This is a genomic window from Candidatus Tumulicola sp. (assembly GCA_036490475.1).
In the GTDB taxonomy this organism is placed as follows: Bacteria; Vulcanimicrobiota; Vulcanimicrobiia; order Vulcanimicrobiales; family Vulcanimicrobiaceae; genus Tumulicola.
Map to the genome: position 1 here is coordinate 1,701,571 of DASXDT010000006.1, position 12,190 is coordinate 1,713,760.

Annotated in this window: 9 protein-coding genes; 1 reads left to right on the forward strand and 8 read right to left on the reverse strand. The window is 60.9% G+C overall.

The window, feature by feature from the left end:
• Positions 1–38: 38 nt before the first annotated feature.
• From dnaK to VGF98_15675, 8 genes are all read right to left on the reverse strand, one after another.
• Positions 39–1,904: a molecular chaperone DnaK gene (gene dnaK, locus VGF98_15640; protein ID HEY1683080.1), complete on the reverse strand. Its 1,866-nt coding sequence runs from the start codon at positions 1,902–1,904 to the stop codon at positions 39–41.
• A 311-nt stretch (positions 1,905–2,215) separates the two neighbouring features.
• A complete protein-coding gene (locus VGF98_15645; protein HEY1683081.1) occupies positions 2,216–3,463 on the reverse strand; it encodes a trypsin-like peptidase domain-containing protein in 1,248 nt (415 codons plus the stop codon).
• 89 nt (positions 3,464–3,552) lie between these two features.
• Positions 3,553–4,245, reverse strand: a complete 693-nt coding sequence (locus VGF98_15650; GenBank protein HEY1683082.1) for an ABC transporter ATP-binding protein — start codon at positions 4,243–4,245, stop codon at positions 3,553–3,555.
• Entirely contained in the window at positions 4,238–5,434 is a 1,197-nt protein-coding gene (locus VGF98_15655; protein ID HEY1683083.1) for an ABC transporter permease, read from the reverse strand. Before VGF98_15655 ends, VGF98_15650 begins: the two co-directional genes overlap by 8 nt.
• On the reverse strand, positions 5,431–6,627 hold the full coding sequence (locus VGF98_15660; GenBank protein ID HEY1683084.1) for an ABC transporter permease: 1,197 nt from the start codon (positions 6,625–6,627) through the stop codon (positions 5,431–5,433). The genes VGF98_15655 and VGF98_15660 overlap by 4 nt, the downstream gene beginning before the upstream one ends.
• Positions 6,624–7,922 carry an efflux RND transporter periplasmic adaptor subunit gene (locus VGF98_15665; GenBank protein ID HEY1683085.1) on the reverse strand — a complete coding sequence of 433 codons (1,299 nt, stop codon included), beginning with the start codon at positions 7,920–7,922 and terminating at the stop codon, positions 6,624–6,626. Before VGF98_15665 ends, VGF98_15660 begins: the two co-directional genes overlap by 4 nt.
• 16 nt (positions 7,923–7,938) lie before the next feature.
• On the reverse strand, positions 7,939–9,282 hold the full coding sequence (locus VGF98_15670) for a TolC family protein (protein HEY1683086.1): 1,344 nt from the start codon (positions 9,280–9,282) through the stop codon (positions 7,939–7,941).
• Positions 9,283–9,368: 86 nt separating this feature from the next.
• Positions 9,369–10,097 carry a YIP1 family protein gene (locus tag VGF98_15675; GenBank protein ID HEY1683087.1) on the reverse strand — a complete coding sequence of 243 codons (729 nt, stop codon included), beginning with the start codon at positions 10,095–10,097 and terminating at the stop codon, positions 9,369–9,371.
• Between the two features lie 398 nt (positions 10,098–10,495).
• On the opposite strand from VGF98_15675, the gene VGF98_15680 reads away from it, so the two are divergent.
• The gene (locus VGF98_15680; GenBank protein ID HEY1683088.1) at positions 10,496–12,190 is read left to right on the forward strand and encodes a ribonuclease J; all 1,695 of its coding nucleotides are present in this window, start codon (positions 10,496–10,498) and stop codon (positions 12,188–12,190) included.

Genomic DNA, 12,190 nt, shown 5'->3' on the forward strand with positions numbered 1-12,190 from the left:
GGCGGATTGCACGTCGTTGCGTCGTAGCGAAAGAGACCTTACTTGGACTCTTTGAATTCGGCGTCGATGACGTCTTCCGGAGGAACTCCGGCCGACGACGAGCCGTTCTGACTCGCGCCCGCGCCGTCTTCGGCTCCCTCACCGGCGCCTGCCGCTTCGCCTTCGGGCGCGGTGGCTTTGTACAGCAGTTCGGCCATCTTGTAGCTGGCCTGCTGCAGCCGGTCGATCACCGGCCGGATCTCATCGACGGTTCCGTTTTCGCTGACGCGCTTCAGGTCTGACAGCGCGTTTTCGACTTCGCCCCGCGCTTGCGGGTCGAGCTTCTCGCCGACTTCCTTGAGCGACTTTTCGGTGGAATAGATCAAGCTCGACGCGTTGTTGCGCACTTCGGCTTCATCCATCTTCGCTTTATCCGCGGCCGATTGCAGCTCGGCATCGCGAACCATCCGGTCGACCTCTTCTTTGTTGAGGTTGGTCGAAGCGGTGATCGTGATCGCCTGCTCTTTGCCCGTGCCGAGATCTTTGGCACCGACGTTGACGATGCCGTTGGCGTCGATGTTGAACGACACTTCGATCTGCGGAACGCCGCGCGGCGCCGCCGGAATGCCTTCTAAGCGGAAGCGCCCTAAGGTCTTGTTGTCTTGGGCCATCGGACGTTCGCCTTGCAGAACGTGGATGTCGACCGACGTTTGACCGTCTTCAGCCGTCGTAAACGTCTGCGATTTCTTGGTAGGAATCGTCGTGTTACGTTCGATCAGTTTGGTCATGACGCCGCCGAGCGTTTCGAGACCGAGCGAGAGCGGCGTAACGTCGAGCAGAACGACGTCGCGCACTTCGCCGGAAAGCACGCCGGCTTGAATCGCCGCGCCGACCGCGACGACTTCGTCGGGGTTGACCGTGAGATTCGGTTCTTTACCGGTGAGCTTACGAACGAGTTCTTGGATGACCGGCATGCGCGTCGATCCGCCGACCATGATGATCTCGTCGATCTTCGAGGCATCGAGCTTCGCATCGGCGATCGCGCTCTTGAACGGACCGACGCAACGATCGGTGAGATCGCTGGTGAGTTCTTCGAACTTGGCGCGCGTCAGCGTGTAATCGAGGTGCTTGGGACCATCTTGATCTGCCGTGACGAACGGCAGGTTGATATTGGTGGTCACTACCGACGAGAGTTCGATTTTGGCTTTTTCGGCAGCTTCCGTGAGACGCTGCATCGCCTGGCGATCTTTGCTTAGGTCGATACCTTGATCGCGACGGAACTGATCGACGAGCCATTCCACCACGCGGTGGTCGTAGTCGTCGCCGCCAAGGGTCGTGTCGCCGTTGGTCGACTTCACTTCGAAGACGCCGTCGCCGACTTCTAGGATCGAGACGTCGAACGTGCCGCCGCCGAGATCCCACACGAGAATGGTTTCGTTGCCTTTTTTCTCGAGACCGTAGGCCAATGCTGCGGCCGTCGGTTCGTTGATGATGCGGAGCACATCGAGACCGGCAATTTTGCCGGCGTCTTTGGTCGCTTGACGTTGCGCGTCGTTGAAATACGCGGGGACCGTGATCACCGCTTTGCTCACGCGTTCGCCGAGATAGTTGCTGGCGTCGTTGACCAGCTTTTGCAGAATCATCGCCGAGATTTCTTGCGGCGTGTAATCCTTGCCGTCGATCTTGACGGAATAGTCGGGTTGTCCCATATGCCGCTTGATCGAACTGATCGTGCGGTCGGGATTGGTGATCGCCTGACGCTTAGCGAGTTGGCCGACGAGTCGTTCGCCGGTTTTGGTGAAGGCCACGACCGACGGCGTCGTGCGCGATCCTTCAGCGTTGGGGATGACGGCGGGCTGCGTGCCCTCCATCACGGCGACGACAGAGTTGGTCGTGCCTAGGTCGATTCCGACCACTTTAGCCATATATTAGTACCTCAAAGAATGCGTCCGGTCTCACCCGGGACCAGCATGCCGGCGGAGGTGCGAATGGGATCCATCGGGCCGGCGCACCGAGGTTGAGTGCACGGGATTCACACGAGGGTTCCGGTTCGCGCCCGGCCGGGCGCCTTGCCGCTTACGAGCGATTGCAGACTGATGTTGTTCGCCCATCATACACTGAGGGCGGTTCGAATGTTCCACAAAGTAAAACAACCGGCGCGATTGGCCGGTTGCAGGATATGAGAAGGGCGACGCCTTTCGGCACCGCCCTCGGTTCTAGTGGCCTTCGGAGGACCCTACGGCTGTTGATCCTGCGGCTCTTGCTCCTGTCCTTGGCCTTGGCCCTGCGATACGGGTTGGGCCGCCGGCGTTTCGCCGAGCTTGATTACGGCGAGTTTCTTCATGCCATTCGACCATAAGTCCACGTGGATCGTATCGCCCGGCTTCTTACCGCTGATGTAGTTATGCAGGTCTTGGCGCGTGTTGTACGCCTTGCCGTCGACCTTGAGGATAACGTCCCCGGGCTGGATGCTGGCCTGGTCGGCCGGCGATCCCGAGAAGACCTGTTGCACCGCGACGCCACCCTGGCCGGTGTAGCCGATCTGGTTACGAACGCCGTCGGTGATATCGGCCATGTAGATGCCGAGGAAACCGGTGTCGGTTCCCTGATGGATGCCCGGGTGCTTCAGCAAGTCGGCGACGACCGAGCTAACGGTATTCGACGGAATCGCAAAGCCGATGCCTTGCGCGTACGACGAACGGACGGTCGATTGATTGATGCCGATCACTTGGCCGTCGAGATCGATCAGCGGGCCGCCCGAGTTGCCGGGGTTGATCGGCGCCGAAGTCTGCAGTAGTCCCTTGAAGTCGATGACGGTGCCATTTTCGGTCGGAATCGGCTCGGAGCGATGGAAGGCCGAAACCACGCCGACGGTCACGGTTTGCGTAAGCTCCAGCGGTTCGCCGATGGCGATGGCCCACTGGCCCTGCTCGAGTTTGTCGGAGTCGGCCAGTTCCAGCGGCGGCGGAAGCTTTCCGTAACGATCCACCTTGATGATCGCCGTGTCGGAGCCAACGTTGGCTGCGATAACGTGCGCCGGGACGTGATCGCCGTTCGCAAACACGACCGTCATCTTGGTTACCTGCGCGCCTTGTTGCGGTTGCACGACGTGCGCGTTCGTGACGATGTCGCCCTGCGAATCGTACACGAAGCCCGAACCGGACGCTTGCGCTTTATATTGACGCTCGACGCCGCCGCTCTGTCCGCCGAAGAATTGTTGCATCGGATCGGCCGGTACGTATTGCTGGCCGTTGATTTGTTCGACGATCGCGACGACCGACGACTTCGTTCGTTTGACCGCGCTCACGATGCGATCTTGATCGCTCACGCCGTTGAGCGGAAGCGCCGCCACCGCCGGAGGCGTCTGACCCGGGCCGGTTGCGCCGCCGAAGTGTGAGCTCGCGTACAGCATCATTAAAAAGCTGCCGACAATCGCGCCGATCAGACCAACGATGAGGGTGGGAAGAATTCGTTTATTCACCATTCTCCAGAACCATAGGCGTTCGAGTTGCTTAGACCTATCTACCAAGATAACGCAGAAATGTCACACATCGTGTCGATTTGGGCACTATCCTAGGAGGTCGCTGAGTCCGAAACGACCCGCCCGTCGAAGAGGCGGACGACCCGGTTCGCTCGCTCGGCGACGTGCTCGTCGTGCGTGACCATCACGACGGTACGGCCGGTTTCATGGAGTTTGCTGAAGAGGGCCATGATGTCGTCGCTCGTGCGCGAGTCCAAATTACCGGTGGGTTCGTCGGCTAGCAGCACTGCCGGATCGTTGATCAGCGCGCGAGCGATCGCCACCCGCTGCTGCTGGCCGCCCGAGAGCTGGCTAGGCAAGTGATGCCCGCGGTCGCCCAGGCCCACGCCCTCGAGCGCGGCGCGAGCGCGTGTAACCCGCTCCCGGCCCGACAGTCCCGCGTAGAAGAGCGGCAGCGCGACGTTGCCCAGAGCGTCGCTGCGCGCCAGCAGGTTGAAGCCTTGGAACACAAAGCCGAGTTTGCGCAACCGGATGTGTGCCAGCGCTGCGTCGTCGAGCTTGGAAACGTCGACCCCGTCGAGCACGTAGGTCCCCGCCGTCGGCCGGTCGAGGCAGCCGATCAGATTCATCATCGTCGACTTGCCCGAGCCCGAAGGACCCATGATTGCGATATATTCTCCCGCGCGCACCGTCAGATCGACGCCATGCAGTACCGGGACGCGCAGCGGGCCTTGCTCGTAGGTTTTTTCGATGCCGGTTAGCTCGATGGCGACGGATTCACTCATAGCGCAAAGCCTCGATCGGATCGAGACCGGCCGCGCGAAAGGCCGGATACGTTCCGAACGCGAGCGTGACCACAATCGCGAATACGACGGCGATCGCCAACGTCGGTACGATCGGTAACGCGGGAATCGAACCCGCCACCTTGACGATGGCGAGGTTATCGACTGCCCATCCGGCTACTATTCCAAGCACCCAACCGATTGCGCAACCCGCACTGCATAAGGTCAGGGCCTCGATAAAAAACTGCGCGAGAATTTGCGAACGTCGCGCCCCGATGGCCTTGCGAACACCGATCTCGCGCGTGCGTTCGGCGACCGAAACGAGCATGATGTTCATGACGCCAATACCGGCCACGAGCAACGAGATCGCACCGATAAAGGCAACGATCGCCGTGATCACGCCGAACACGACGTTGATGCCTTGCGTGGCCTGCGACTTGTCGAAGCTTTGATATTGGAGATCCGGGCGGTTGCGGAGTACGCGCATCATTTTTATCACGGCCGTCTCTGCGGATGCGATGTCGCCCGCGTCGCGCACGACAAATCGAGCAGCGAAGACGCGGTCTCCGCGAACGTAGCGCTGAACGAAGGTCGTCCACGGAATGGCGATCGGACCCGAAAAGTTGGCGTTGAGAAAACCTCGCCGCGGTTCGGTAAGTACGCCGATGACCACGAATCGATTCGGTCCGGCATAGATGCTCGATCCGGTGGGGTCGCCCCCCTGCGGGTAGAGCCGGAGATATGCGCCATGCTGGAGCACGGCGACGTGACCGGCAGCATCGATGTCGTGTTGGTCGATACGTCGTCCGTAGAGAAGCGGCAGATTGGTGAACGGAATCGCGCTTTCGGGCGATAAGCGATAACGACCGCGTTGGTGGCCCGAACTCACGAGATCGGTCACTTGTGCGATCGGAACTGCATCGACGACTTGCGGAAGGGCTTCCCGAATTGCGGGAAGATCCGACAACCGAAATTCGGAGGCCGCAAAATCGGTTTGCTGCTGATTAGGAAAGAGGATAAACGATTCGTCGGACATGCCGCCGAGCAAGCCGCCTACGCCGCCGGCCATACCGCTACCGAGGACCGCGATCGCAACGACCGCTCCGACACCCACAATAAGCCCCAGCATCGTCAGCAGCGATCGCAGCTTGTTTGCGAACAGAACTCGAAAGGCTTCGACGGCGTAAATCATGTGCGCAGCGCCTCGATCGGATCGAGTCGTGCGGCGCGAATCGCCGGATACGTACCGAACAGCGTTCCTACCACGAGCGAAAACGTTAGTGCGATGCAGATGATGGCCAGATACGGAATTAACAGCGCGCCAAGTTGGCGACTGAGAATAGACGCCGCTCCGATCGTCACGACCAGGCCGATAAGCATTCCGATTCCGCCTCCGGCCAGCGATAAGACGACCGATTCCATCACGAACTGCATCGCAATATTTCCGCGGGTCGCACCGATGGCTTTGCGGATGCCGATCTCGCGGGTGCGTTCGGTGACCGATACGAGCATGATATTCATAATACCGATACCGGCGACGACCAACGCCACCCCGCCGATTGCGGATAAGCCCGTAGCTATGACGCTCAATGCCCCGTCGAAACTGCTTACGAATCCGGCACCATTTTGCACCGTGTATTGCGAACGTGTTCCGTGGATGTGCTGCAATACCGCGACAGCCGCGGCTCCCACGGCGTCCGCGCGGTCCTGTTGCGCAGCGAATACCTGCAACGAATCGACGCTGCCCGGCGAAAAGTCCTGATAGAACGCGGAGTACGGAACGAAGACGGCGCTGGAGCTTAAAATAGAATTTAAGAACGACCCTTTTATATCCGCGTAAACGCCGGTCACGACGAAGCGTGCGCCGCCGACCCTCAAAACGTTTCCGACTGCCGGTTGCGTACCGAAGTACTTCCGCGCTAAATCCGCGGTGAGCATGCAGATACGCGCGGCACCGTCGATATCTTGTTGGGTAAATCGCCGACCGCCGAGTAGCGCCATTGAGTCGTTGTGATATCCGCCGTCGGACGCGACCGATTCGTAATCGTGTGCAGTCGCAGAAGTGATGCGATAGGTGCGCTGCCACGAAGGCTGGACGGACGCCGCTTCGTCGCCGAGCGCAGACGCAACGGTTTTGGCGTCGCGATACTGAATGGCGGCTTGCTGCGGGTAGTTTTGCGAGGGATCGGGGAAGACGCTGACCGGTAGTTGTCCGAACGATGCGAAGGTCGACGCGATGCCGCCCGAAGCCGCACGGCTCACGCCGAAAACGGTGATAATCGACGCGCTGCCGATGATCATGCCGAGCATCGTCAAACCCGAACGGGCGCGATTACGCCAGAGCGCAGTAACGGCTTCTTCTAAGTAGGAGAAGAACGCCGTCACGCGCCGGCCGGCGCAGCGGATGCGGCCGGAAGTACGCGCACGCGAGCTCCGTCGGTGAGGCCGGGAACCTTCGTCGAAACGACCGATTCGCCAGGCCGCAGGCCTAACGAGATCCACGTTTGCGTATCCGAGGCCTTGCCGATCTTCACGACGCGTTTGTGCGCGACACCCTTGTCGACCACGAAGACGCTCGAGCGGCCGCCGGCGGTAGTAACGGCGTCGTTTGGAACCACGATCGCGTGCGGGACGTAGGTGGTGAGAATGTCGACATCGGCGCTCATGCCGTCGCGGAGAAACGACGGCGAGCCGTCAAGCGAGATCGTGGTCTCGACTTGTTTGGCCGTGTTGCTGGCGTCGGCCGACTTGGCTGCGACCGGTGCGATGCGAGCGACGTGTCCGACGATCGTGCGGCCGGGAAAGTCTTGGCCGCCGACGTTGACGCGTTGGCCGATCCGAACGTCGATAATATCTTGCTCGTCGACCTGCGCTTTGACGATGAAACCGCCTTGACGCGCGATGGTGAACAGCGCTTGACCCTGCGTCACGGGATCGCCCGATTGCAGCGTGCGAGTCGCGTCACCGCTTCCCATGGCGATCGTTTGAATCGTTCCATCGAAGGGTGCGGCGATCCGCTCGAACGCGAGTTGCTGTTGGTCTTGCGCGCTGGCGATTTGCGACTTGCGCGCGGCGGCCTGTGCGTATTGCACGCTGTTTCCGTTGAAGCCGGAGACCGCGCCAAGCTGTTCTTGCTCTTGGGCTTGGTCGTACGCCACTTGGGCTTGATCCAGCTTGGCCTTGTCTTCGTCCAACTGGTTGCGCGGGATAGCCTTATTATCGAACAGCGATTTGTCTGCCAGATAGATTCGCCGGGCGTCCTCGAGTTGCGAGCGCGTCGTCGCGACTTGCGCGCGGTATCCGACGCCGGCATTACGTTCTTGAACCCGGGCGGCAGAAACGTTCGCGACGGCCGAATTGTAATCGGCTTGCGAGCCCGATGCCGTGTACGAAAGCGTGGGGTTTTCGATCGTCGCCAGCGTCTGCCCGGCGGAAACTGCGTCTCCGACTTTGACGTTCATCTGGGCTACGTTGCCGGCGATCAACGTCGGTACGGTGGCTACAACGGGACGAAGAATCGTACCGCTTTCGGGAAGTTTTACTTCGAAGGTCGTCGGCGATATGCGTATGGTCCGCACCCCGATTGCGTCGCTTCGATGTCCGCGAGACGCAAAAACCGCTATACCGACTACGATCGCAACCGCGGCGACGAGAATGAGTAAGTTGCGCACGCGTTTCATCGTTCGTTCTCCCGCCTCATTCGAGGTCCGCCACCGCCGCGCGGGCGTCGTAGGTGCCAAGCGACACACGGAGTTTGACCACCGCTTCGACGTAGTCGACCCGTGCCGTAATGTCGTCGACCGCCGCTTGTTGCGCGGCTTGCTGCGACTGCAGCACGTCGTAGATCGTTTTCACGCCGGCCTTGTACTGGAGTTGCGCGATCCGCGCCGACTCAATGCCGAACGCCGCCTCTTGTTTGGCCCATGCCAACTGCCCGAGGGCCGTCTGCGCACCGCGATAACTCTGGCGCACGTCTAACTCGCTTTGTAACACGGTCTGCTCGAAGGTCGATTGCGCCGAGGCGAGTTGCGCGTCGTCGTTCACTCGTTCGCTGTGCCGCGCGTTGTAATCGACCAGGGGCAGCGAGAACGTCGAAACGGCCTGAAGCGACCAATACCCGAACGAACCACGCGGCGCAAAGAGCGGACAGCCCTGAGGCGGGGGCACGGACGCCGGCGGGTTGCACTCTTGATCGAGTTCGGTTTGTAGCTCTACCGCGCTGGTCGGCGAAAACTGGTTGCCGATCCCGGCCGAGATCGCGATCTGCGGAAAGAGTTCGACGTTCCAGCTGCGACGCGTGGCTCGCGCGGCAACCACCGCTTGATGCGCGGCGCCGACATCCGGGCGGCTGTTTTCGGCAACGCCAACCAGCGTGTCGACGGTCCCATGCGGAATGGGCGGCTGCGGAATATGAATAGGTGCCGCGAACGCCGTCAAGATCGGAGCTCCGATTTGCTGGGCCAACGTCTGACTGGCGTCTTCGACCGAAGCGCGATCGGCGATTAACGTCGATTCGCTCTTGGCCGCCGAAGTCTTGGCCTGAAGGACGTCGACACCCGCGGCTACGCCGGCGTGTTCCTTGATCTGCGCTTGATTGACAAGTTCATTTTGATACTTCAGCGTGAACTCGTCGACCGCTACGAGTCCGCGTCGTTCCACGATCGCGTAAAAGCTGTTGGTGACGCTGCTGGCGATTTGGTTTTCGGTGTTGGCCAGCGTTTTGGCGGCCTGCTCTTCCTGAGCTTTCGCGGCGGAAACCAGCAAGAACGAATAGCCGCCGGTCGTGAGATTCCAATTCGAAATTCCGACTTGAGCCGTGTTCTGGCTCACGACGTTTTGTTGTTGGGCACCGATCACGGCGAAGCTGCCTTGATAGTTTGCGCTCTTGGACAAGATGCTCTGCAACGACGCATCGACCAACGGATAGGCCACCCCGCGTTGCAGGGCTAGTTGATGTTGCGCCTGCGTGAGCGCCGCTCGTTGCGACGCGACCGTCGAACTGTGGTCGAGCGCGTACGCAACCGCGTCGGGGAGCGTCATCGTTGCGGCTCCGGCGCTCGAGGGCCGCAAGGCGACTGCCAGCAACGCCGCCATAACTACGGCAGCGCGGCGAGCGGACGAACCGATCAACGTGCCAAGAGCGCGACGAGCGCGCCGTTAACCAAGAGCCAAACGAGCCCGGTCAGCCACGCCCATGTGCGCGACACGCCGGCGACGATCACCATCGCGGCGACGGTCAGACCTACACCCCACAAGGTGAAAGGGTTGAAGATGCTGAGGAACGCGTGCAGTTTGAGCGCCGTTTCCGGAACCAGAATCGCCAGAGACGGCATGACCCCTTGCAGCGCTTTCGGCGAATCGAACGACTGCGGACCGCGCACGAGCGCGATGATCGCAGCAACGACGTAGTAGATGGCGATCATCGGAATGCCGATGTTGACAGCAACGGCCCACAACCGGCGAAACGACGCGGTTCCGCGGCCGGCCATGTTTCCGATCGTCATCATGACGGCCAGCAGAAGACTTCCGAGAAAGACTACGGCGGGCGCTCCGACCCACGCCCATTGCGAGACCTTTAGTACGAGTGCGAGATGCATTTGTTGTTGTGCCGGTGTCTCGGCTGCCCAGGTTGGATTCTGTGCAAGTACTTCGGGCCAGCCGGCTTGCGTGGCGTGAAGCAACGCCGGAACCATCAAGAAACTCGCCAGCGTATAAAGAACGATGACGATCAGTATCGCCCATCCCCATGTCGCGTGGACGCGAAGTCGCTCCAGCGCGTCCCGCGGCGCAACGACGATGTCGAGCGCTGTCTTTAGCCCGTCGGCGTTCGACGTTTGACCGCTTTCGATTGCCACCCGTATACCTCGCTATAAGACGGATACGAACGCCGATAGGTACCCGGCGTCGCCTTGCATTGTTTCGCACTGTCCGAGTCGGAGCCTGGAGGGACTAGTTCTGCGGGAAGCCGGCGCAAGATCGCAGCGCGCACGCATTCGAGACGTTCGGCACGCAATTCCAGCAATCGCATTTGAATTAATAGACGTGCGTTGCGGAGCGCGCGCCGCGATAACAACGCGCTGGGAGCGACGTGGTGCGGGGTGGCAATCGGTGCAGGGGACACCTTTTCGCGGGGTAGTGAGGCCGGAGCGGTGAACAGCACCGTCATAACAATCATAATGATATTCATAGAACCTCCGGGCGGGCAGGGTAATTCGCCATTCACGCCCCGGACGGTCAGGAGCAAGACCAGCTATTGAACTCTGACGTATTGAGCGTACCGGCGCCCCCCGACGCGCCGTACACGCGGGTTGTCCCGTTGGGCGGCTGCGGCGAGATCGGCCGCAACATGACGGTCATCGAAACCAACGACGACATGGTGGTCGTCGACTGCGGCCTGATGTTCCCCGACGACGAAATGCTCGGAGTCGACATCGTGATCAACGACTTCACCTACGTTCGCGAACGGCAACACAAGCTGCGCGCGGTGCTGGTGACACACGGCCACGAAGACCACATCGGCGGCATTCCATATTTCTTGCGCGAATTTCCCGAAACGCCGATCGTGGGTACGGCGCTGTCCTTGGCATTGGTGCGCGCGAAATCGCGCGAGCAGCGGCCGGGCGACGTCAACTACGTGCAAGTGAAGCCCGGCGACCGCGTGCGGCACGGTTCGATCGAGACCGAGTTCGTACACATCAATCACTCGGTGGCTGGGGCGTGTTCTTTGGCCATCCGCACGGCGGTCGGAACGATCTTTCACACCGGCGATTTCAAATTCGACCAAACCCCGATCGACGGCAAACCGGCGGACTTCGCGCGCATCGCGCGGATCGGCGACGAAGGCGTGCTGTGCATGCTGTCGGACTCGACCAACGCCGAGCGCCCGGGACACACGCTGTCGGAGCGCATCGTCGGCGAAGCGTTCACCAATATTTTTTCGCGCGCTAAAGGCCGGATTTTAATCGCGTCCTTCGCATCGAACGTGCCGCGTATTCAGCAAGCGGTCGATCATGCCGTGCGGTTCGGCCGCAAGGTCGCGTTCTTGGGCCGTTCGATGCAGAACGTCGTGCATTTTGCCGGAGAGCTCGGACATCTCAAAATTCCGGCCGGCACGGTCGTAAAGATTGAAGAAGTCGGCGGCCTGCCGCCCGAGCGCGTGCTCGTCGTGACGACGGGCTCGCAAGGCGAACCGATGAGCGGCCTATCGCGTATGTCGGTGCGCGACCATCCGAAGTTTGCGATCGTCGCCGGCGATACGGTCGTCATCAGCGCGACGCCGATTCCCGGAAACGAGCAAGGCGTCTACCGCACGATTAACAATCTCACGAAGCTCGGGGCGATCGTCATCCACGGCACCGACGGGCGTTCGCACGTATCCGGACACGGATCGCAAGAAGAGCTGTTGCTGATGCTCAACCTCGTGCGCCCGGAGTTTTTCATCCCGGTACACGGCGAGTATCGCATGCTGGTCGCGCACGGACGGCTGGCGGCCGAAACCGGCGTCGATCCGGCCAACGTGTACGTCAGCGAAAACGGCGACGTGTTGGAGTTCACCGGCGAGTACGCCGACAAGATCGGCAGAACATACGGCGGGCACGTCTTCGTCGACGGATCCGGCGTGGGCGATATCGGCCAAGCCGTGTTGCGCGACCGGAAAGCGCTGTCCAACGATGGCATCATGGTCGTGGTGCTCGCGATCGATTCCGAGGAGGCGCGAATTTCGGCCGGCCCCGACATCATCTCGAAGGGCGTGTTTTATCTGCCCGAAGCCGGCGGCGTGATCGAACAGTTACGCGACGAGCTGATGGCTACGTTGGCGCAGCTCTCGGTCGAAGGAATGCGCGACACCAACACGGTGCGCGAACACGTGCGCGCAAGTCTAGCGAAAGCGGTGTTCGCGCGCACGAAGCGGCGCCCGGTCGTGATTCCGGTAGTGCTCGAAGTCTAA